Raw genomic sequence first — 21,342 nt, 5'->3', positions numbered from 1 at the left:
GTTTTCGTCGCCGTGGCCATCGCCCATTTCTCCGTCAGCATCGTCAGCCGCGGCGACGGTCGCAGCGCGGTGCTGTCAGCGGCCTACCGGCATTGCGCCCGGATGGACTACGAACGCGAGGCGCGGACGATCGACTATTCGCTCAAGCAGGGCCTGGTGCATGAGGAGTTCCTGCTGCCGGCCGATGCGCCGCATTGGGCGCGCAAGCTGATCGCGGACCGGTCTGTCACTGGTGCGGCGGAAGCCTTCTGGAACAGGGTCGAGGCCTTCGAGAAGCGTGTCGACGCGCAGCTCGCAAAGGACCTCACCATTGCCCTGCCGCTGGAGCTCTCAGTAGAACAGAACATCGCGCTCGTCCGCGACTTCGTGGAAAAACACATCCTGTCGAAGGGTGTGGTCGCCGACTGGGTCTACCACGACAACCCCGGCAATCCACATATCCACCTGATGACGACGCTGCGGCCGCTCACCGAAGACGGTTTTGGCGCCAAGAAGGTCGCGGTCACCGGCGAAGATGGGCAGCCGCTGCGAAACAACACTGGCAAGATCGTCTACGAACTATGGGCCGGCGACGGCCAAGACTTCAACGCGTTTCGCGATGCCTGGTTTGAACGACTAAACCATCATCTCGCGGTGAACGGGATCGCGCTGCAGGTCGATGGCCGCTCCTACGAGAAGCAGGGCATCGAGCTCGTGCCGACGATCCATGTCGGCGTTGGCGCCAAGGCGATCCAGCGCAAGGCAACAGCGGAAGGGTGGAAGCCATCGCTGGAGAGGCTCGATCTGCAGGAGGAGCGGAAGGCTGAGAACCTGCGCCGCATTCAGGCCCGTCCGGAGATCGTGCTCGATCTCGTTACCCGCGAGAAAAGCGTCTTCGATGAATGCGATATTGCCAAGGTGCTGCATCGCTATGTCGACGATCCGGCAGTGTTTCAGCAGCTCCTTGCGCGCATCATCCAGCGCCCGGAGGTGCTTCGCCTGCAGCGCGACACGGTGGCGTTCGCAACCGGAGAAAGGATGCCCGCCCGCTACACTTTGCGGGATCTGATCCGGCTCGAAGCCGGGATGGCGCGGCGGGCGATCTGGCTTTCCGGTCATGAGACCCACGGCGTTCCGCAGAGGCTACTGGAAGCGACCTTTGCCCGGCATGCCCGCCTGTCGGACGAGCAGCGAACCGCCATCGAGCACGTCGCCGGTCCCGCCCGGGTAGCCGCTGTCGTCGGCCGCGCCGGCGCCGGCAAGACCACCATGATGAAGGCGGCCCGCGAGGCATGGGAACTTGCCGGATACCGTGTTGTCGGCGCAGCACTCGCCGGCAAGGCGGCAGAGGGTCTGGAGAAGGAAGCAGGGATCGTCAGCCGCACTCTGGCGTCGTGGGAGCTACGCTGGAAGGAGGACCGTGACACGCTCGGCGCCAAGACGGTGTTCGTCATGGACGAGGCCGGCATGGTCGCGTCGAAGCAGATGGCCGGCTTCGTCGAGGCCGTCGTCAGGGCAGGTGCCAAGCTCATTCTGGTCGGCGATCCGGAGCAACTGCAGCCGATCGAGGCGGGCGCCGCTTTCCGCGCCATCGTCGACCGCATCGGCTATGCCGAGCTCGAAACGATCTATCGCCAGCGCGAGGACTGGATGCGCAAGGCCTCGCTCGATCTGGCGCGCGGCCGTGTCGACCAGGCGCTTGCCGCTTATCGCTCACAGGGCAGGGTGCTCGGTTCGGAGCTGAAGTCTGAGGCTGTCGAGAAGCTGATCGCCGATTGGAACCGCGACTACGATCCGGCGAAGTCCACGCTGATTCTCGCGCACCTGCGTCGTGACGTCCGCATGCTCAACGAGCTCGCGCGCGAGAAGCTGGTCGATCGCGGTATCCTCAGTGCAGGCCATGCCTTCAGGACCGCCGACGGCATCCGCCATTTCGACGCCGGCGACCAGATCGTCTTCCTGAAAAACGAGGGCTCGCTCGGCGTCAAGAACGGCATGACCGGGCGCGTGGTCGAGGCAGCGCCGAACCGTATCACGGTCAGCCTGGGTGAGAGCAGTCAGCGCCGCCAGGTGACGGTCGAACAGCGCTTCTACAACAATCTCGACCACGGCTATGCCACTACCATTCACAAGTCCCAGGGCGCCACCGTCGATCGGGTGAAGGTGCTCGCCTCCCTCTCCCTGGATCGCCATCTGGCCTATGTCGCGATGACCCGTCATCGCGACGATCTGCAGCTCTACTATGGCCGCCGCTCCTTCGCCTTCAATGGCGGCCTGACGAAGATCCTGTCACGTCGGAACGCCAAGGAAACCACGCTCGATTACGAGCGCGGCACGCTCTACCGTCACGCGCTCTCCTTCGCCGAGAACCGCGGCCTGCACATCGTTCATGTCGCCCGAACGATGCTGCGCGACCGGCTCGACTGGACGCTGCGCCAGGGCTCGAAGCTCGCGGAACTGGCGATCCTCCTTCGTGCGGCGGGTGAGCGCCTCGGCCTGCTGCAGACCCCCTCAATGCAAACGAAGAAGGCCCGCCCGATGCTTGCCGGCGTGAAGCTGTTCCCGATACCCTTAAGCGACGCCGTCGAGCAGACGCTCGCGAACGATCCCGCCCTCAAAAAACAATGGGAGGAGGTCTCGACCCGGTTCCGCTACGTTTTCGCCGATCCCGAGACCGCCTTCCGGACGATGAACTTCGACGCGGTCCTGGCCGACGGCCGAGCGGCGTCGCAGACGCTTCAGAAGCTCGCGACGGATCCGGTATCGATCGGCCCGCTCATCGGCAAGACCGGCCTTCTCGCCAGCAAGGCGGACCGCGAAGCCCGCCGCGTCGCCGACGTCAACGCGCCGGCGCTGAAGCGCGACATCGAGCGCTATCTTGAGATGCGTGAGAGCGCCCTGCAGCGCATCGAGGGTGAGGAGAAGACGCTGCGCCAGCGTGTGTCGATCGACATTCCGGCGCTGTCGCCTGCCGCGCGGAGTGTGCTGGAACGGGTGCGCGACGCCATCGACCGCAACGATCTTCCCGCAGCGCTGGGATACGCACTCAGCAACCGCGAGGCCAAGCTCGAGATCGACGGCTTCAACGAGGCGGTGGCGCAACGGTTCGGCGAGCGCACGCTGCTGACCAACGCCGCGCGCAATCCCGCAGGTCAGCTCTTAGACAAACTCGCCGAAGGGCTCCAGCCCCAGGAAAAGGAACGGCTGAAGGAGGCCTGGCCGGTGATGCGGACCGCGCAGCAGCTCGCAGCCCACGAGCGCACGGCAGCTATGCTGAAGCAGGCAGAGGAACTGCGCCTTTCGCAGCGCCAGACGCCGGTGATGAAGCAATGACCAGGCGTGGTGTCACGGCGGCGCTCTGCGCGACCGGCAGCATCATCGGCGCGCTGGCGGCGATCGGTGTTGTCGGCGGCTTTCGGTTGAATCTCACGCCGAGCGAGCCGCTCGGTATCTGGCGCATCGAGCCGCTTCATCGAGCCGCCATTGCCGGGGAGCTGGTGTTCATCTGCCCTCCGGCCAAGCCGCGGTTCGAGGCAGCACGACAGCGCGGCTATCTCCGGCGCGGACTCTGTGCCGGCCGCTTCGCGCCTCTCATCAAGACTGTCGCGGCACTTCCCGGGCAGCGCATCGACATCGGCGTCAACGTCGAGATCGACGGCGAGGTGCTTGGCTCGTCCCGCATTCGTAAGACGGACGGAGAGGGCAGGGCGATCGACCCCTATCCCGGAGGCACCGTGCCACCGGGCCATCTCTATCTCCACTCATCCTTTGCGAGCTCCTATGACTCCCGATATTTTGGACCGGTACCCGACAGCGGGCTTCTCGGCCTTGCCCGGCCGGTCGTCACCTTCGATCCGTAAACGCTGGCGCGGGTCGGTCCTGATCGCCTTGTCGATTGTGGTTGGCACTGTCGGCTGGAGCGGAACTGTGCTGACCCTCCCGGTCGCGATGGTCTTCCCGCTGCTCTGGGCGAAGTCGCCGTCGCGCGTGGTCGCGGCCGCCGTCTCGGGAGGCTATTTCCTCGCCGCCTCACGCGGCCTGCCACAGGGTGTCGCGACCTTCTATGCCGCCGACATCTGGCCGGGCCTCCTGCTCTGGGTGATGCCCTCGACCTCCTTCGTCACCGTGCATGCGCTTCTCTGGACACGGCATCCGGGGAAGGGAAGAGCGGTGCGGTATCTCGCGGCGGCGGTGCTGATGGGGCTGCCGCCCTTCGGCATCACCGGCTGGGCGCATTCTACGACGGCGGCGGGCGTGCTCTTTTCGGGATGGGGATGGTGGGGCCTTGCCGCAACTGCGGCCAGTATCGCGATGATGACATCGCGATACTGGCCGGCAGCCGTCATTGCCCTGGGAGGCTTGTGGCTCTGGTCCGCCGCAACGTGGACAGAACCTTCCCTACCGGCCGGATGGAAGGGCGTCGACCTCGAACTAGGCCAGAGGCTCGGGCGTGACGGTTCGCTCGAGCATCACCGTGGCCTCATTGCAACGGTTCGCGCTCGGGCAGCCGAGGGAAGCCGATTCATCGTTCTTCCCGAGAGCGCGCTGGGCTTCTGGACGCCAACCGTCGTGCATCTCTGGCAGGAGGGCTTGCGCGGGTCCGACATCACCGTCCTCGCCGGCGCGGCCGTGATCGACGCCAGCGGCTACGACAATGTCATGGTGGCGATCACCGCCGACGAGGCGCGCATCCTCTATCGCGAACGCGTGCCGGTCCCGGTCTCCATGTGGCAGCCATGGCGGGCCTGGACGGGACAGGGCGGCGGCGCCCGAGCCCACCTCTTTGCCAATCCGGTCGTAGGGCTCGCGGGCACGAGGATCGCGCCGCTGATCTGCTACGAGCAGCTCATTCTCTGGCCGGCGCTCCAGTCAATGCTGCACGCCCCGGACATCATCGTGGCGACCGGCAACGGCTGGTGGACCGCCGGCACCTCGATCGTCGCCATCCAGCGGGCCAGCGCGGTCGCCTGGGCGAAGCTCTTCAACCGTCCATTGGTGCAGGCCTTCAACACATGAGCAAAGGAGAAACCGGGATGGTCGACGCCGCCCTCATTCAGCAATGCGCCGATCGGGCTCTGAAGCCAGCGATCGTTGAGACGTTCATCGAGCGGGCAGGGTCGCAGGATCCGCTGACCGTCACCGTCCGGTCGGGCAACCGTGTCGTGCTTGTTCCGAAGCCAGCCACGCCGGACGAGGCGATGGAACTGATCCGCCAGCATGTCGGTCGCAATATCGTGCGCGTCGGCATCACGCAATATCCGGCCGGCCTTGGCGTCGTTGAGGCGGGCGAACTCCAGCCCGACCTGGTCGATGCCTGCGCCAATCTCCGGATGGGTACGGCGCTGTTCGCCAAGGTCTATCGGATCGTTACTGAATGGTACGGCAACCCCACCGAAAAGGAGGTCCTGCCGCAGCTTTTCGACGACGCGATCATCGCCTGGCAGACCGGCTACTTCGAAGGCACGGCCGTGTTTCGGGCGCCCGACCCCACAGAAGAGAAGCTGGCCCAGCCGACGCCCGCGAGCGAAGGGGAAACCGCCGAGCAGCGTGGCGACAAAACCGCGGCTGGCGGAACCGATCTTGCGCGTGAAGCCGCGACCACCGACCCGAATAAAGCAGGCATTCGGATCGATCTGTCGGGTATCGGCGCTCGTGAAAAATAGGAGCCATCATAAACGATCAATTGATTGTCTTTGCTCAGTTGGCTGTCAGCTTTGTGACGGCCTCCGGCGTGTTGGCAATCTGGCCGAAGAAACGCGCCTCCACCCGGTCGGCGTCAGCTACCGCGGCGGAAATTGTGTCTTTGTGGACATCCAGTCCGAAATATGAGGTAGTTGTCATCATTTCCCTCCTGTTGTCGTGGCAGTGAATGTCGTACCTGCCGTCGCATTCTGGCGGCCGCAGGTGACGCGCACCTGGGCGGAAGGAGCACGGGGTCAAAAGGTCTCAGGGCCGAGTCATCTCGGATCCGAACCCCGGCTAGGGTTCAAAGGGTTCGTCGTCAGCGGGGGCGTACCGCAGCCAAACCTAAGGGGACTGGAATGGAATCGGACGACGCGACGTTGAAGGAAAAATTCGAGCTTCGGCCGATAGTGGGGCTCACGAGCGGACTTCCCCCGACCGACCTGGAGACCCTCACGATCGACGCCATCCGAACCCACCGGCGTCTGGTGGACAAGGCTGATCAACTTCCAGGCATTACCTGAGGAGTATAAGTCACGAAATGTGATCGGCGGCGCTCGGCATCTCTGTTACATCGAGGCCAGTATGGAGATGCACGCGCAGATGAGCGTTGTGAACACGCTGATCAGCATTCTCGGCTATATCCCGAAGGCATCGGTGAACTGAGCTTCAGATCAACTTTCTGCGGATGGCGAGGGCAGTCAGGTGCGTCGTTGTATGGACGTCGAAGCGCTTCTTGGTCTCGGCAAGTTTGACGCGTACGCTGTTGTACTTTACTCCCTCCAGTTCCGCCACTTCCTCCATCGTTTTGCCGACGGCGATCCAGCGAAGATAGGTGGCCTCCTTGGGGTCAAGATAGGCAGCCCTTTCGACGCTGGGCGTTGCCTGCAGGAAGGCGATGCGGGCATGGAGCTGGGCGACCGCCGTCGCAGCGGCAACGGCGTCGATCTCCCGGTCGAGGTCGACCGCCATCTTCTCAGAGGCCAGGGTGAACATCGACATCGAACCGTTCGCCGTTCTGACGGGGATGGTTATGCCGGAGCGGATGCCGAAATCAGCCGCGTGCGCGTAAAACGCGCGTTGGGCTTTTGAAAGCCGCGGCCTCTCCTGATCGCCGCTCCACGTGAAGGTCCGCTTCATGGTTTTCGCGCGTCCTACGACCGGATCGAGCGCAGAATAATTTCGTCCGAAGTATACCGACTGCCACTCTGGATGATAGTTCGAAATCGCGAGCGTGTGGCCGGGCTGGATGTTGAGATAGGCATACCCGCCAAAGCCGATCTGTTCAGCCAGGCCAGCCAGAGCATCCTTAAGGTTGCGTTGATCGCCTTCGACAGCGGTAAGGTCAGTCAGCTTATCCAGCCAGTGCTGCATTCGTTTCCCTCCCTGAACGCTTCGGCGATTTCGTGTGATCCCCCGATGGCCAGGCGGCGAGAACGGGCCTTCAACCCCTCATGTGGTGCGCCCGCTACGATCGGTTCGGCAAAGCGGACCAGCCTTCACACCGGATCACTTCGTTCCGACGTAGGGTCGTTCCGGCCTAGGGGACATTTGCCATGCTCAGCTCGCATGACCGACGCAACAACCGTGTTCAGCCTCTCTAGCGGGTCGCCGGTATTCGATCCTCTCCCGTGCCGGCCAAAATCGAGTTGATAAAAACGTTGATCAAGGACGAGAGCACGATAGGATACGAAGGCCAGCGAAACGAAACGAAAGCAGCGCCTGTAAGCCATTGATTAAGAATGGAAAAATATTTCTCCCTCCGCCCGGAGACGAAAGTGATTTCAAAGAAATATTCAAGCGGTTGGCCGCGGCGGGTGCTGGTCGGCCATTGGGCAAGGACGGGTTTCCTGCAGGCCCATGGACGCCCGAGCTTCTCGCAGAGGCGATTTCACAGATCGATTCCAACCGGATTGGGGTCGATCTGCGAACGGTGCAGCTTTGGTTTCAAGAGAACGAGAAGGGAATCAGCACTGCCAATATTCGTTGGCTGGCGAGGGTTTTTGGGTGCGATGATCCGGTGGCAACCAGCGAATGGCAGATGGAGCTTAGTGCGGCGCAATCGCGGTTATCGGCCAAGAGACGAGAATGGAAGAAAGCCGGAAGCAGCGTTGCACAAGAGATTCCAGATACAGCACTGGCTGCGACCTTCGATGACGACACAGCGTCTCCGGCAGAGCTAAAAAGGGATACTGACGGCAAGGGGCCGAGGCGGCGTTTTAGTTTGGCGAGGAAATCGGAGGCGTTCTTTAGTCACGGATCTCCCCTGAATTTACCGGCGTCGGTGTTTGCGGGTGTCACCGCCCTTGGGTTTGTATCGTATATTACGGGGATTCACAGCGTGACATATGGCCGGGCGGATGGCGTCGTCAAGCAGGTTGGGTTTCTTTGGACAGCGAATTGGACATTCGTCTTCATGGTATTTTTGCCACTGTTTTTTGCCTTCGTGACCGAGCTAGTGATTTTTTGGAAAGATGAAGGCCGTCCAAAGCTTGTGGGGAATGGCAATAAGATGGAAAGCGACGATGCCTGGGCGCGTAGCGTAGAAGCTTCTTCATGTTCATATTGGGCGGTTTTTTTGATTTGTGTGCTGTTCGCCGGTCTTTTTCAGTGGATCGGCGTGTGTTTGATTCCGTTGATGCAAGGCGGTGGCAACTATGCGACGGATTGGGGCTCGTTAGCGATTGTGCGCCCTGAGGTTATATCGGTGCCGGAAGCGGTCGTATTCACGGGGCTCGCTTACCTATACATGTGCCTGTGCTTTTATCTGTTCTTCGTAGGTCTCATTTTGCTCTATACGGTGATCCATGATCTTTGGAGAATTGGAGAAGCAGCGAGTAATCGGCCGGAAGTGGATTGTCAGCACGAGCACAACGAAGCCAGCCTCAGAGTGATGCGTGGAATTTTTCAGTGTACTGTTTTGGGGGTTCTGATCGCCATAGTCATGAAGGTCCAGAGTGCTTACTTGACATCGCGAGGAGAGAATATTGTGGCTTGGTTGGTCAGCGATATGACTTCCGCCTTCTATGGGCGCAATGATGTGAGCGCCGGGATCAGCTATCGTAGGCCGACCCATTACAGTAGCCTTCTTATCGCTATTTCGACCTGTGTTGTTTTTCTCTATGGTTCCATCCGTTTAGGTGTCGAACGTCGGTTTTGTATGCCTTTGTGGAGGATGTCAGCGATGGTAGCGTTACTCGTGGCTGGCTACTTGCTGATCGATGCATTTGCTGGCTTTTCGATCCTTCTGGGCGTTGGAGTGCTGCTCGCAATATACGGCCTGTTTGATCCAGGGTTGGGGCGATGGCGAGCGAGTAAGTTAGGAAATAATCAGAGTGTTTCATAGTTGGCTCGATCGTTGGGACGAACGCCGGGCCCTTCGCGCAGAGGAAGGGAAGAAACCAACGGATTTCGTCCTTGACGCGGAACGCGCCTTTCCAGGTGCGAAGAAGATAGCAAGTATCGAGGAGTTTTGTGTCCTTGCCGACCGGGCCGTGGCTGATCTAGCCTTTTTCGATGAGCCGAGCGGGAGCGATCAGGGTTTTGAAAGGCAAGACGGGTGGCTCAAATTTCCATCGGACATTTCTACTGACATCGAAGACAACAATGTAGTCTGGGCGAAAATCACAGAAAGCGGTTCGTTCGATCAGGCGATGGTGATTTTTCACCATTGGAATGCAAGCGCCCGGAATCGTCAGATTGCCAACTTTTTCTCGCAGCGTTGCATCACGGTTGTCGAGATTGCTATGCCTTACCACTTCGAACGCAGCCGTCCCGGCTCCATGCACGCCGACTACATGCTTAGCCCTAATCTCGGTCGAACGATCCAATCTGTAAGGCAGGCAGTGTTGGATGGGCGAAAACTCATACGTTGGTTGAAAAGGGAAGGCTATCGAGAGATTTCGGTTCTCGGAATGAGCTTAGGTTCCTGGGTTGCGTCCATAGTCGCGGCACACGACTTGGCTGTGTCAAAAGCCTCGTTGTTTCTGACGGCGGGGAGTCTAGCGGATATGGTTTGGACGGGCCGCGCGACACGATCGATACGCGATGGCCTTGAGCCTGAGATTGAGCTGGCCGATCTCAGAAGGGCCTGGGGTCCACTTAACTTGGAGAATTACGCGCATAGTTTGGCACGGCCTGGTCTCGATCTTCAGGTTGTGTTGGCCAAGAGAGACAAGGTGGTGTTGCCAGAGCTATCGGAGAGGTTCATGCAGAGGCTGAAGGACGCCGGGGCTAGGCCAAATATTTTGGAATTAAACTGTGGTCACTATTCGCTCGCCATGCCGCCTTACATTTTTTTGGCCGGTTTGAGCTTGAAGCGGTTACTAAGGCGCGGCCGTTGAGCGTTTTCTGTCGTCTGCTGACAAGTCGGCCTGGCGAGCATCAGTTTGGCGTTGGCCGGTCAGTTCACCAGATAATTCTCCTTGTGTTTCGGCGTGCAATTTTGACCCCCTAAGGCGGGGAATCGGCGTCCAATTTTGACCCCCCTGTTGATGGCGATCTGCGACCATCCGCTTGTCTCGGCGAGCGGATGGAGGGGGGATGAAGTCGGTGGATACAATTGCCCGTGTTCGGCGCGCTTTTTATGTTCAGGGCTGGTCCGTCAAACGGATCTGCCGGGACCTTCATCTGTCGCGCAACACGGTGCGCAAGATTCTCAGGTCTGATGAGACGTCCTTCTCCTATGAGCGCGAGCGGCAGCCGATGCCGAAGATCGGACCCTGGCAGGACCAGTTCGATGCGCTCCTGAGCAGCAACCGCGGGAAGTCCGGCCGTGATTGCCTGACGCTGGTGCGGATATACGAAGAGCTTCACCGGCTCGGCTACGAAGGCGGCTATGATGCGGTCCGGCGCTACGCCAAGAACTGGGCGAAGGCGCAAGGGTCGGCGTCGGAGGACGCCTATGTGCCGCTGTTCTTCCCGCCCGGCGACGCCTACCAGTTCGACTGGAGCCACGAGATCGTCCTCATCAACGGCGTGACGGTGACCGTGAAGGTGGCCCATGTCCGGCTCTGCCACAGCCGCATGATGTTCGTGCGGGCTTATCCGCGCGAGACGCAGGAGATGGTGTTCGATGCCCACGATCGGGCCTTCGCTCTTCGGCGGAGCCTGCACGCGCGGCATCTACGACAACATGAAGACGGCGGTGGAGACGGTCTTCGTGGGCAAGGACCGGCAATACAATCGCCGCTTCCTGCAGATGTGCAGCCATTACCTGGTGCAGCCGGTCGCCTGCACCCCGGCCTCCGGCTGGGAGAAGGGGCAGGTCGAGAACCAGGTCGGACTGGTGCGCGAGCGCTTCTTCACGCCACGGCTGCGCTTCAGGAGCTACGAGGAGTTGAACGCCTGGCTGCTCGACAAGTGCGTCGCCTGGGCTAAGGCCCACCGCCATGTCGATCAGCCGGACCACACGATCTGGGAGGTGTTCGAGGAGGAACGCGGCAAGCTGATCGCCTATCGCGGCCCGTTCAATGGCTTCCATGCGGTTCCCGCCTCGGTGTCGAAGACCTGCACGGTGCGCTTCGACAACAACAAATACTCGGTGCTGTCGACGGCAGTCGGACGGCCGGTCGAGACCCAGGCCTATGCCGACCGCATCGTCATCCGCCAGGACGGCCTCATCGTCGGCGAGCACGCCCGCTCCTTCGGACGCGGCGAGACCGTCTATGATCCCTGGCACTACGTCCCGGTCCTCTCCCGAAAGCCCGGAGCGCTACGCAACGGCGCACCGTTCCGGGATTGGGTTCTGCCGTCGGCCACGGAGAAGGTTCGCCGCAAACTGAAGGACGCTGACGACGGCGACCGGCAGATGGTCGCCATCCTGGCTGCAGTGGTCTCCGACGGGATCGAGGCCGTCGAGACGGCCTGTCAGGAGGCCCTCGACCAGAACGTCTGCTCGTCGGCTGTCATCCTCAACATCCTGGCCCGCCGCCGCGATCCGGCGCCGGCGGTGACCGTGCTCACTCCGGATGCGCTACGCCTGAAGCATGAGCCGCAGGCCGACTGCGCCCGTTACGACAGCCTCAGGAGGGCAAGCTGATGGAAAGGACACAGGTTCTCGAACTGATGGGCACCTTGAAGCTCTACGGCATGCGCGGCGCCTATGACGAGATCATGGCCACCGGGATCAAGCGTCAGCACGAGCCGCCGAGGATCGTCGGCGATCTGCTGTCGGCCGAGATCGCCGAGAAGCAGGCGCGCTCCATCAAATACCAGCTGACCGTCGCCAAGCTGCCGCTCGCCAAGGAGATCGAGGACTTCGACTTCACCGACACGCCGGTCAACGAGGCCCTCGTTGGCGAACTCGCCAACGGCACCTTCGTCGCCGACCAGCGCAATGCCGTGCTCATCGGCGGCACCGGAACCGGCAAGTCGCATCTGGCGATCGCCATCGCGCGCGCCCTGATCCGCAACGGTTCACGCGGCCGCTTCTTCAACGTCGTCGATCTCGTCAACCGGCTCGAGACGGAGCACCGAAACGGCAAGCAGGGACGCATCGCTGACTACCTCACCCGACTCGACTTCGTCGTCCTCGACGAACTCGGCTATCTCCCCTTCGCTCAGGCCGGCGGGCAGCTTCTCTTTCATCTCATCAGCCGGCTCTACGAGCGCACCTCCATCATCGTCACCACCAACCTGGCATTCGGCGAATGGCCGAGTGTCTTTGCCAGCGACGCAAAGATGACGACGGCGCTGCTCGACCGGCTCACCCATCACTGCGAGATCATCGAGACCGGAAACGAGTCCTGGCGCTTCAAGAACCGCGCCTGACGGATCTCTGCGACCATCGACCAAACAATCCGCACTCGCCGGGCTGCGCAACCCCGACCAGCTCCGTCCGGCGAGCGCTCCTCGTCGCGCTTATGCAAGGGGGGTCAATATTGGACGCCGATCAGGGGTCAAAGTTCGGCGCCGATTGACAATTCTCCTGGTAGGCGTCACGACACGACCAGGCCGCGCTGGATTACATGACCAGGCTCGAACAGGAGATGTTCGAAGTGTCGAGCGCCATTGTCAATCATAGCGCCACCCTGCAAGAGACGGCTCAGATCGATATCGCGGCATCCCGCAACTGGTTTATCTGCGCGATCGCTCTAGGACTGCTCGCGACCTTCCATCTCGCGATCCATCAGCGATACGCCTTGGTGAGTCGCGATCAGCGTATGCGTTCGTTCGCATCGCTGTTCGCCCACATGACGCGATAGCGGGATAGCGGGTCGGCACTCAGGCTCTTTCTCGACAATGCAGGGCTTGCGAAGCTCCCTAGTGCAGGCCTGGCCCTGCCTTGCCAGTTCGGCGAGGACCGGGAGAGCGGGGACAAGCAGAAAAGCGGAAGGGGGATCACCAACCCGAAGGCCGGTGCTGCGGCCCGAAGGCTGAAGCATGGGGAATGCCGGTTTCTGCTTGTGGGGGAGAGAGGGCAGAGCCCCTTCTACCCTCTCAGTGGTTGAAGTTTGTCGACGATATGCGTCATGCGGACGAGTGTACGCCCAACTGTCGTCGGATATTCTGTTGCGCCCCGACCAAGAACCAATCCGCTTCGACACACCGCGCCTTGCCGGATCGATGCGCGGGACGGGCTTGCATGCTGGCCAGCGCGATTGCGGCGCATCTGGCGATGGCGAGTCCTCTTGAAGACAGCGTGCGCAAAGGCAAGCTGTTTGCTTTCGACAGGCTTCGGAAGGTGCAGCCTTCGGCAGACCCTCGAGCCGGAGCCTTAGTGCTTCGCTGACCCTGGCCGGGTAGCGGTAAGTCCAAGCCGCTTCGACCAAGGGGCGGCGGGCGCGTCGATTGCCGGCGAGCGTAAGGCTCGACGGGCGGACCGTATCGCCAGTCGAGCGCTCTCCCGGAACCAGGCTGAGGGAAGGCCATCAACTGCGGCGGCGTATCGAAGCGGCGCACATCCCCGATCTCGGCCGCGAAGATCACTGCGACCAGGGACGAGGCGCCGCGCATCGCCTGATAGGCCTCGGCGACCCGTGCCATGGACCAGGTCGGCACGATAGTGCGCAACTGCTCGTCCAGGCGGCGTAGCCGCTGAGCGGCGTCCTCGATCGCGTCGATCTTCTCCTGGAACACAATCTGCTGCGCCATATGCTCGAAGCTCTGGCGGGCAAGCCAGCGCCGGTGCGCCAATGTCCAATGACCGCCGCCCTCGTATATCCGGCCATGGCGCAGAAGGAAGGAGAGCAGTTGCTGGCGTTTACGGCGCAGATCGTCGCCTGCAGTTTCCCGGGCCCGAACCAGATCGCGGACAGCCTCATGGACGACGTCCGGCACCCACACTCCAGTCAGCTCGCCCGCCCGATGCAGCCGCGCCAGCGTGACCGCGTCCCGTCGGTTCGTCTTGATCCGCTCGCCCGAGCGCTTCGGGATCAGGGCCGGCGCAACCACCATGCAGTCGTGACCAAGATCGCGAACCTGCCGGCACAACCCGTAACCCGTCGGCCCGGCCTCGAAGCAGACGTGCAGTCCATCATAGTTCTTTCCCAGCTTCTTGATCGTCCGCTCTATCGCTGCAGGACTATTTTCGACCTCGCCGGTGCGGCCGCCCTCCGCGATCGCCACCGCGTGCTTCTTCTTGGCTACATCAAACGCGACAAACGCTTCGCTATACTCTCCCATGGCTCGCCCTCCGTGCGTGAGGATCGGCTCGGCCCATCCGAGCAACCCTCGTCTTTCAATCGCACGAAAGGGCCGGCCACCGATCTCAGCCCTGGAACATGACGTCTAGCGTGGCGAAGCGACGAGCGCAGGAAGTGGTTTGCGCGCAGGTCAGGTGCGTCGAGCGCCTAACGCCTCCTAAATCTTTCCGCGTCTGGACCTCTGACGATTCGGCATTCGAGCGCCGCGGCCGGCCATGGTCACACCTCATATGCATGGTGTATGCAGCTGAGGCGGTGCGCGGTGCATGCGTTATGTCCGGATGTCGAGAAATAGCAACGCCGCAGAAACTCAATTCTGCTAGTCGAACGTTCAAAGGACGTCGAAAAAAGGGAAGCGTGGAGATGTGGTTCTGCAAAAATGCGGCCCAATGTCGTCGAACAGAGATGCCCAGTTTGGCTATTGACGCCAGGAAGCACGCAAAAGCCGATGCAGCCTACGACGCGGTGCTTCAATTGCTCTACGGCAAAGCCCACATGCCGGGGCAGCATCTCAGCGACAAAGAGCTAGCGTCCAAGCTCAACATCGGCCGGACTCCGGTGCGCGAAGCACTTATCCGACTTGCAGCGGAAGGGAAGATCGTGTCCCTTCCTCAAAGGGGCTACTTTACGAGACCTCTGGTCGAGTGGGTTCTATTGGACTCGTATGTGGTGGCGCGCGCAACACTCACCTTCGCCTTAACTCGTACACGAACTCACCCTCTCGACCGAACCGCCCCCTCCGGTGAGTCATCGCCAACGGAACTCGCTCTCCGAGCGGAAGAAATATTCACTGACATAGCTCTGGGGGCATGTAATTGCGAAATTTGCCAAATCATCGACAAGTTCTGTTTCTGCTCACATCCCCTTCGCATGGAAATCACCGCGTCTGAGCTTTCCCCGGTTTTTCGAACCAGTCTGGCAAGGCTAACGGACGCAATGCCTCAGCTCTGCAAGACTACGAGCGCAGTGGCATCCGCATTGACGAACCACCTTGATGTAGAACAGCGCGCTGTGTCGCACGCTATGCAAAATATGAGCAGGAGACAGCTCGCAAACTTCCCGTTTGCAATGAAGTATTTGTGAGTGAATTCGCCGACGGTAATCGAGTAGCTGAGCGATTCGGCTTGGACACTTACGGTTTCGGCTTTTGCCGATGAGGGCTGACGAGAGCCGCATCGGCGTAAAAGAGATCCCGGCGATCACCGGGGTCTCGTTTTTACTCACACGCGGGGCGGTTCGGCTGCGCAAGTTCTTCGGTATGCCGGCAGGAGGGGCGGTCCTGTGCGGTATGATGCTGGAGGCGGTCAAGACACGCTTCGGGAGGAGGTGCCCCATCCGATCGGGCACCTGTCGGAAAATGGCACCCCTATAGGAGCAAGGAACACGCGCCTTCGCCTCTGCGCTGACCGCGTTACTTGCTTCACGCCTGGTGAAGGGCCCCCAATCCAGCGGTGTGTCGGAAGCCTTGGTCAAAACCTTTAAGCGTGATTGCGTTCGTGTCACTCCTTTGCATGATCACCCATGGTGCTCCGCTAGATCGCCTGGATGGATGACTACTACGAGATCCATCCTCACTGAGCGCTCAGAATGCGATCCCCGAGGCTCGTCGATCAGGGTTTGACCTGCTTCGACAAGAAGCTCAAGTCGACCATCGTCTCAGGCATCACCTGACCGATCTTTTCGAGTTGGCCAAGGACCGCTGACAGATTTGCGATATGGCTCACCCTGGTGTCGCCTTCCACCAAGCCGAGTTTCTCTGCAAATCGCAGGGAACACTCCGCCGTCGACGGCGGCTGGCGCGCCTCGCGCAGGATTTCGAGGGCAGGTCTGACGCTTGTTCACGCCGCCAATGAGCTTAGTGATCTCGGCTCGGGGGATCGCGCCGTTCTTGGCGGGACGGCCGCGCTGGCGGGTCGACGGCACGTAGTCAGGTTCGTAGATGACTATCACGCGGTCCAGCGCCGCCAATTGCGCCTGGATCTCGACTTGCTTCGGGCAATTTCCTGGAACCGATCGCCAAATTCGGTTCGTTTTCGCTTCAATTCGTTCGCGATGTCTGAAACCTTCAGGGCCAGGATAGGCGAGAGGCAAATCGAGATCTGGTGGCTTTTCTACTTAATGCCGGAGTTCATTCGGACACAAACCCCACTAGCCGGAGTGCTCGCGAGAGGGGACGCCGGCGCTCGGTCCGGCGAGTGCTTCAACCAAATTACGCAAGCTAGCGGTGCTCCCAGATCGCCAAGCTTGGCTGATGATCTGGCCGGCGGGCTTTGGCGGGATGATATTCCTGCGCATCCGCGCGGCGCTTTTATCCTTGAAATGGTGCCGGTACAGGAGGCTGGAAAGCAACCGCGCGCTGTCACTGCAGATGCTAAAATATGTCAGATATGAGTCTAAGTTAGGCAAACAATAAATAATATATCCATAAATATATTTTAGAGGACCACTTTCCATTTTTGTCAACGGGCATTAAGTCTCTATTTGCGAAGGAGGGACTGCATCGTTCAGCGAGTTCATTTCCGACGAGGTTGACCGCCTCATACGCCGATTACGAGCTCGAAAGCTCTTTCCTGAACTCAAGCTAGGGTGCTACGGCACCCAGCCTGTTCTCAGGGGCGACTCTGCTCTTGTGGGTTAGCCGAGCCTCGTTGCAAGACGCAAAAGTATGCGAGAGACGGGTCGGTTCGGCTCGTGACTTCGCGAGTGGCCGATGGCCGATATCACACAACCAGCTATCGTCTGGAGGGACCATATGAACAAGCATGTAAGCTTAGCCTCGGCAGCAAGCACACGATGCGTCCACCAGAACGACACTTCTCTTGCGCTCTTTGGAGGAGATCCCACGGTTCCAGCTGGGCGAGTTGTTCTTTGGCCCGCTGCAAAACGTAAACATTTGAAGGCGCTGGCAAATGTTGTCGAAAGCGGCAAATATCATCGCGTCAATCACCCTATGGTGATTGAGCTCGAAAAGCGGCTAGCGGATTGGTCGGGTAACTGGTCTGTGCGCGCCGTTGGAAGCGGCACAGCCGCTATTCACGTGGCTCTCGACTACTACCGGAATCGAGGTCGCCGAGTCGTTACGTCGGCTTTGAACTGGCCGGGAGCCGTCGGCCCAATCGCGATCAGCGGACTCGAGCCGGTCTTTGTCGATGTAGAGCCAGAACTTGCGGGAGTTGATGAGAAGATGGCGGCCGCTCTCATCAAACCAGGGGACGCGGCTACGCTCATAACTCATCTGTTCGGAAATAACCTCTTGGTTCCCGGCTTGAGACTGGCGGCGCGAGCGCAAGGCGTGACGATTATCGATGATATTTGCCAATCAATTGGCGCTGCGAAAGATATTGTCAATGGAGCATACTTGGAGAGCGATGCACTCGCTCTCTCCGGCAACGGAGCTAAACACCTCGGGGCAGGTGAGCTTGGATTTGTCCTGACGAGGGACCCTGCTCTGATCCACCATGTAGATAATGTTTCGCTGACAAGCTCGTCGCGATGTGGAGCTAGGATATTCTCCCCGAACTCGAAAGGCTACAATTACCGACCCAATGTATTCTCCGCTGCGATTGCTAATTACAGGCTCAAGCAGATTGACCGGCAGCTAAAAAAAAGGCGAACGAATGCTAGGTTCCTTTGGCAGGAGATTGGCCACCTCTCAGGGCTTCTGCCTCTTTTCAATCCAGCAGATCATCAACAATCGATGCTTAATCTCCCGTTGCGTCTTGAGCCGGAAAAGCTCGGTTTTCTACCTGGCCCTACGGCCAGGGATTTCATTATTAAGCTCCTTCAAGCCGAGGGAGTTCCCGTTGCGGTCTGGCTGACGAAGCCCGTCTTTGAATATCTGCCGGATATCTGCGGCCAATGGTCAAGGACCGATTTTCCAAACACCATGAAGATATTGAACACCATGTTTTACGTGTCGGAAATCGCTCCGCCAAACGACGTTGAAGTAATGAAGTTGTACGCGGCCGCGTTTCAAAAGGTCTGGGCAGCGCTTCCAAACCTAACTTCGAAAATTCCCGAGATCGTATCTTTTGCCTGAGGGCGGGATGGCAAGCCAATGGACTGCTCAATAAAAGGTTTTCCACCATATGGCTTTTCGATTGTTCTCAAATTCGGCGGGAGCATCATGCGTGATCTTGCACTGTGTAAGCTCGCACTGGCTGAACTTGAGCGTCTCGCCGATAAGGGCCATCGAATTCTACTTGTTCCAGGCGGCGGCATCCCGGACAAAGCAATTGAGGCGATTGATGCAGCCGAGCGATTAGATCCGTGTACCGCGCATCATGCGTGTGCTCTAGCACAGGACCAAACGGGGTATTTGCTTGCGGACGCCGCCTTCTCTTCCAAACTGGTTCCAACGGCCAGCCTAGGCGAATGCCGAACTCTCGCGAGACTTGGGGAAATTCCAGTGCTGCTGCCTTCCCGTTTGCTGTTTGCGGCTGACCCAGTGGAATGGAGTTGGGATGTCACATCCGACGCCGTTGCCGCGTGGATCGCTTGGTTAACTGGGGCGCCACAGCTGGTGATTTTGACAGATGTCGATGGCGTGCATCGCGGTGGAGCAACCGATGATCCCGCTTCACTTATAGAGCAGATCGCTGCTCAAGATCTTGTCCTTCTCGGCCACACCTCGATTGACGCCTGCGCGGTCGAATTCATGGCCAAGAAAAACCTTCCCGGCGTTGTGATTAACGCCCGTCATCCCACTCGTCTCGCCGATTGGCTGGAAGGGAGGCGCGTTAGAGCGACTAGGATCACCGTCGCGAGCAGGAAGGCCCATATCACAAACGACCCTTTGGGGGGGGCGGCATGATGTCATCCACGGCGCTGATAGTTTATGGCCCGGAAGTCGCGCGCTCTGGCCTCACGTGCCTGCTCGACGAATTTATTCGCCGGCGAACCGGTTTGGAACTCTCGGAACGGTTCTTTTCGATTCATAGTCGCAAATCCATTGATGCGTTTTATACCCTTACCTGTTCCACCGGCGGGAAGCATTGGCCATTAGTGCTGGACTTATTCGACATGCGTCCGGTTTGCGCCACGATCTGGAGCGGACCTAATGCGCTGCACTTGTCGCAAAAACTGAAGGGTAACACACAGCCGGCCCAGGCTTTATGCGGCACCGTACGTAGTCTCTTTTATTGCGATAATCCCGTGACGAACCTCCTTCATGTGAGCGACAGTCATGAAGTAATGGATGCCGAGCTGAGAATACTTAGGTGCCGGTCGTTGGGCGACGAAGCGACCGCTTGGAATTCTCTCGATACCGGCTCTATTGCCCATTCATCTTTCCAGATGTTGCTAAACGTTCTCGGCGACAGGGGGGCTGCGCCGATGCCGGACAATCGGAGTGATGGTAGCGCCTTTGCCCACGCAAGATTCTGTTACGACAGAGCACTCCTGGCCGCAGCAAAGTCGGGCCTAACAACAGCCGTCCAGCGGTATTTCCAAGGGGATCGAGCCGGTCTAGAAGGCCTCTTCCGGTATGCACCCCTCCGCTCATCTTGGGACCGCCTCATTCTTGAGGCCGGTCTGTTTTCAATGCCTCTTTGGAATTGCTTACTGAAGCGAACCGTTGATGCCGTTGAGCCGGGAAAACAACCAGGTATGGTCACCACGCCGGTCGGCCGGAGAACAATGAGCGAACTTGATCATATCAGGACAACGCTTCGAACAAGTCAACAAGCCCCTTTCCCGCGTCAGATGCAGGAATTCGGACTGGATCTGGTCGTACAGGAAGGGGTTTTTCCTCCTGAGCACTTCCAGAGTTGGCGTTGGATTAGCGAGAATTTTCCCCCATTCGCCGGAAAGACCGTCTTAGAAATCGGCTGCGGTTTCGGTCTGCCCGGCCTTCTGTTGGCAAAGACTGGCGCGCTGTCGTTGCTGGCTTGCGACATCAATCCGAGGGCCGTCGCGAACACGCTGGAGAATGCTGCAAGAAACGGGATTAAGAACGTCGAGGTCATCGAAAGCGACATATTTACAAATGTTCCACCTAGCAGAAGGTTCGACATTGTATTCTGGAACTGCCCATCGAACTTCGCTCCAGAGGATTACGAGTATGTCGACGACCTCGAGGGTGGTGCGATCGATCCAGGGTACAACTTGCTCGAGAGATTTCTTTCAGACGGCCCAAGGTTCCTTACAGAAACAGGTCATATCGTTCTAGGGTTCGGCACTAATGCCCGTGACGACCTTCTTGAACAGATTGCGGATTCAAATGATCTCACATCTGTGCTCCTGCGATCCGGGACCTATCCCGACGTCAACGTAATTTACAGGCTGTTCTCAATATCAAAGAAGTGAACAAGCATATGATTCCCGAGCTGATGCGCACTGCGTTAGTCGCCATTTCGCCCAATCGGAGCAAAGATAGCTGGGTAGCGGGCAGCTGCGTCCTTTCGCAGTTCATCCAGCGTGCGCCGAACGACATTGACCTTCATCATGTCAATTTGGCCGCATTCACGGAGGCTGTGGATAAGGACACCAGGGCCCTGGTGGACGCGGGGTTCTCCATCGCCACACAGCGACGACCTGCCGGGGCGGAGCTGGAGATCGTATTCTTGAAATCGAACGGGACCTTGGCGATGAATTGGGTTCTCGAACAGGAACGACCGACGGCGTTAATCAACGATCCGCTTTTTGGGACAAGGGCGAGTTTCGCGGACGTCATCGCGCGAAAGATCGAGATGCACTTGGAAGACCATCATTCGAAGCATAGGGATGATCTCCTTGCACTCCTAGAGCATTCCGCCTCAATTGCGACCGAAATGAGTCCGGACCAATTGGTTGGTAGCATCTCCGCGTTAGACCTCGCGGAATACGTCAATACCAACCTTCCTGCCAGCATGCGATAGCTGTAGACCCCAATCTCACAGGAATATGGTAGAAGTGGACATGGAAGAGGACCCGGTCACCGGTCTGCCGCCCGGAAAAAGGTACCGCGCTGACCTGCTGTCGATAAAGAAGGAAGCCGGGATCTCGCGCTCGCCGACTGACCGGCGCTGGAGGCACGTGGTCGTACTGAAGCAGCGTG

The 21,342-nt window shown here is 59.6% G+C and carries 17 protein-coding genes and 2 pseudogenes; 16 read left to right on the top strand and 3 right to left on the bottom strand.

The features are described from left to right. The first annotated feature begins 12 nt into the window (after nucleotides 1-12). The 4 genes from traA to AC0L2K_RS25905 are packed head-to-tail and all read left to right on the top strand — an operon-like array spanning nucleotide 13 to nucleotide 5,642. On the top strand, nucleotides 13-3,312 hold the full coding sequence (gene traA, locus AC0L2K_RS25920) for a Ti-type conjugative transfer relaxase TraA (protein ID WP_473532685.1): 3,300 nt from the start codon (nucleotides 13-15) through the stop codon (nucleotides 3,310-3,312). Beyond that, nucleotides 3,309-3,839, top strand: a complete 531-nt coding sequence (gene traF / locus AC0L2K_RS25915; protein WP_473532684.1) for a conjugative transfer signal peptidase TraF — start codon at nucleotides 3,309-3,311, stop codon at nucleotides 3,837-3,839. The genes traA and traF overlap by 4 nt, the downstream gene beginning before the upstream one ends. Further along, nucleotides 3,760-4,995 carry a conjugal transfer protein TraB gene (locus tag AC0L2K_RS25910; RefSeq protein ID WP_473532683.1) on the top strand — a complete coding sequence of 412 codons (1,236 nt, stop codon included), beginning with the start codon at nucleotides 3,760-3,762 and terminating at the stop codon, nucleotides 4,993-4,995. The genes traF and AC0L2K_RS25910 overlap by 80 nt, the downstream gene beginning before the upstream one ends. Before the next feature lie 17 nt (nucleotides 4,996-5,012). Then, on the top strand, nucleotides 5,013-5,642 hold the full coding sequence (locus tag AC0L2K_RS25905) for a TraH family protein (protein WP_473532682.1): 630 nt from the start codon (nucleotides 5,013-5,015) through the stop codon (nucleotides 5,640-5,642). 34 nt (nucleotides 5,643-5,676) lie between these two features. On the opposite strand, the gene AC0L2K_RS25900 is transcribed toward AC0L2K_RS25905, so the two are convergent. Then, a complete protein-coding gene (locus AC0L2K_RS25900) occupies nucleotides 5,677-5,820 on the bottom strand; it encodes a hypothetical protein (RefSeq protein WP_473532681.1) in 144 nt (47 codons plus the stop codon). 200 nt (nucleotides 5,821-6,020) lie between these two features. Here AC0L2K_RS25900 and AC0L2K_RS25895 point away from each other — a divergent pair. After that, nucleotides 6,021-6,327 (top strand): annotated as a pseudogene (locus AC0L2K_RS25895) (transcriptional repressor TraM). A 3-nt stretch (nucleotides 6,328-6,330) separates the two neighbouring features. Here the strand turns inward: AC0L2K_RS25895 and traR are convergent. After that, on the bottom strand, nucleotides 6,331-7,035 hold the full coding sequence (traR, locus tag AC0L2K_RS25890) for an autoinducer-binding transcriptional regulator TraR (protein ID WP_473532680.1): 705 nt from the start codon (nucleotides 7,033-7,035) through the stop codon (nucleotides 6,331-6,333). A 358-nt stretch (nucleotides 7,036-7,393) separates the two neighbouring features. Here traR and AC0L2K_RS25885 point away from each other — a divergent pair, with 358 nt between their 5' ends. The 5 genes and pseudogenes from AC0L2K_RS25885 (at nucleotide 7,394) to AC0L2K_RS25865 (ending at nucleotide 12,866) form a co-directional block, all read left to right on the top strand. Then, nucleotides 7,394-9,007, top strand: a complete 1,614-nt coding sequence (locus AC0L2K_RS25885; protein ID WP_473532679.1) for an RcgA family putative transporter — start codon at nucleotides 7,394-7,396, stop codon at nucleotides 9,005-9,007. Continuing rightward, nucleotides 8,997-10,004, top strand: a complete 1,008-nt coding sequence (locus AC0L2K_RS25880; protein ID WP_473532678.1) for an alpha/beta fold hydrolase — start codon at nucleotides 8,997-8,999, stop codon at nucleotides 10,002-10,004. Before AC0L2K_RS25885 ends, AC0L2K_RS25880 begins: the two co-directional genes overlap by 11 nt. 199 nt (nucleotides 10,005-10,203) lie before the next feature. Further along, nucleotides 10,204-11,768, top strand: a pseudogene (istA, locus tag AC0L2K_RS25875) (IS21 family transposase). Beyond that, nucleotides 11,701-12,432 (top strand): IS21-like element helper ATPase IstB, encoded by a 732-nt coding sequence (istB, locus tag AC0L2K_RS25870; protein WP_473532677.1) that lies wholly within the window; start codon nucleotides 11,701-11,703, stop codon nucleotides 12,430-12,432. The pseudogene istA and the gene istB overlap by 68 nt, the downstream one beginning before the upstream one ends. A 197-nt stretch (nucleotides 12,433-12,629) precedes the next feature. After that, complete coding sequence (locus tag AC0L2K_RS25865; protein ID WP_473532676.1) at nucleotides 12,630-12,866, top strand: hypothetical protein; 237 nt, start codon at nucleotides 12,630-12,632, stop codon at nucleotides 12,864-12,866. 265 nt (nucleotides 12,867-13,131) lie between these two features. Here AC0L2K_RS25865 and AC0L2K_RS25860 read toward each other — a convergent pair whose 3' ends face one another. Then, nucleotides 13,132-14,331: an IS110 family RNA-guided transposase gene (locus tag AC0L2K_RS25860; protein ID WP_473532675.1), complete on the bottom strand. Its 1,200-nt coding sequence runs from the start codon at nucleotides 14,329-14,331 to the stop codon at nucleotides 13,132-13,134. A gap of 53 nt (nucleotides 14,332-14,384) precedes the next feature. Here AC0L2K_RS25860 and AC0L2K_RS25855 point away from each other — a divergent pair, with 53 nt between their 5' ends. The 6 genes from AC0L2K_RS25855 (at nucleotide 14,385) to AC0L2K_RS25830 (ending at nucleotide 21,163) form a co-directional block, all read left to right on the top strand. Next, a complete protein-coding gene (locus tag AC0L2K_RS25855; RefSeq protein WP_473532674.1) occupies nucleotides 14,385-15,389 on the top strand; it encodes a GntR family transcriptional regulator in 1,005 nt (334 codons plus the stop codon). A 645-nt stretch (nucleotides 15,390-16,034) separates the two neighbouring features. Continuing rightward, on the top strand, nucleotides 16,035-16,697 hold the full coding sequence (locus tag AC0L2K_RS25850) for a hypothetical protein (RefSeq protein WP_473532673.1): 663 nt from the start codon (nucleotides 16,035-16,037) through the stop codon (nucleotides 16,695-16,697). 361 nt (nucleotides 16,698-17,058) lie between these two features. After that, on the top strand, nucleotides 17,059-18,345 hold the full coding sequence (locus AC0L2K_RS25845; RefSeq protein WP_473532672.1) for a DegT/DnrJ/EryC1/StrS family aminotransferase: 1,287 nt from the start codon (nucleotides 17,059-17,061) through the stop codon (nucleotides 18,343-18,345). Nucleotides 18,346-18,363: 18 nt separating this feature from the next. Further along, a complete protein-coding gene (locus tag AC0L2K_RS25840) occupies nucleotides 18,364-19,119 on the top strand; it encodes an amino acid kinase family protein (RefSeq protein WP_473532671.1) in 756 nt (251 codons plus the stop codon). Further along, nucleotides 19,116-20,612 carry a methyltransferase domain-containing protein gene (locus tag AC0L2K_RS25835; RefSeq protein ID WP_473532670.1) on the top strand — a complete coding sequence of 499 codons (1,497 nt, stop codon included), beginning with the start codon at nucleotides 19,116-19,118 and terminating at the stop codon, nucleotides 20,610-20,612. Before AC0L2K_RS25840 ends, AC0L2K_RS25835 begins: the two co-directional genes overlap by 4 nt. Nucleotides 20,613-20,620: 8 nt before the next feature. Beyond that, nucleotides 20,621-21,163, top strand: a complete 543-nt coding sequence (locus tag AC0L2K_RS25830; protein WP_473532669.1) for a hypothetical protein — start codon at nucleotides 20,621-20,623, stop codon at nucleotides 21,161-21,163. Nucleotides 21,164-21,342 lie beyond the last annotated feature (179 nt).

The organism is Mesorhizobium sp. WSM4817, from assembly GCF_055811135.1.
Note: the sequence above shows the minus strand (reverse complement) of the source record. Positions and strands in the feature narration are given on the sequence as shown.

Bases quoted from the DNA above. Each gene is read 5' to 3' on its own strand.
- AC0L2K_RS25900 (WP_473532681.1), bottom strand. From the start codon at position 5,820: ATGACAACTACCTCATATTTCGGACTGGATGTCCACAAAGACACAATT.
- traF (WP_473532684.1), top strand. From the start codon at position 3,309: ATGACCAGGCGTGGTGTCACGGCGGCGCTCTGCGCGACCGGCAGCATC.
- AC0L2K_RS25840 (WP_473532671.1), top strand. From the start codon at position 18,364: ATGGACTGCTCAATAAAAGGTTTTCCACCATATGGCTTTTCGATTGTT.
- AC0L2K_RS25905 (WP_473532682.1), top strand. From the start codon at position 5,013: ATGGTCGACGCCGCCCTCATTCAGCAATGCGCCGATCGGGCTCTGAAG.
- AC0L2K_RS25835 (WP_473532670.1), top strand. From the start codon at position 19,116: ATGATGTCATCCACGGCGCTGATAGTTTATGGCCCGGAAGTCGCGCGC.
- AC0L2K_RS25855 (WP_473532674.1), top strand. From the start codon at position 14,385: ATGACGTCTAGCGTGGCGAAGCGACGAGCGCAGGAAGTGGTTTGCGCG.
- AC0L2K_RS25830 (WP_473532669.1), top strand. From the start codon at position 20,621: ATGATTCCCGAGCTGATGCGCACTGCGTTAGTCGCCATTTCGCCCAAT.
- AC0L2K_RS25845 (WP_473532672.1), top strand. From the start codon at position 17,059: ATGAACAAGCATGTAAGCTTAGCCTCGGCAGCAAGCACACGATGCGTC.
- AC0L2K_RS25910 (WP_473532683.1), top strand. From the start codon at position 3,760: ATGACTCCCGATATTTTGGACCGGTACCCGACAGCGGGCTTCTCGGCC.
- AC0L2K_RS25865 (WP_473532676.1), top strand. From the start codon at position 12,630: ATGACCAGGCTCGAACAGGAGATGTTCGAAGTGTCGAGCGCCATTGTC.
- traR (WP_473532680.1), bottom strand. From the start codon at position 7,035: ATGCAGCACTGGCTGGATAAGCTGACTGACCTTACCGCTGTCGAAGGC.
- istB (WP_473532677.1), top strand. From the start codon at position 11,701: ATGGAAAGGACACAGGTTCTCGAACTGATGGGCACCTTGAAGCTCTAC.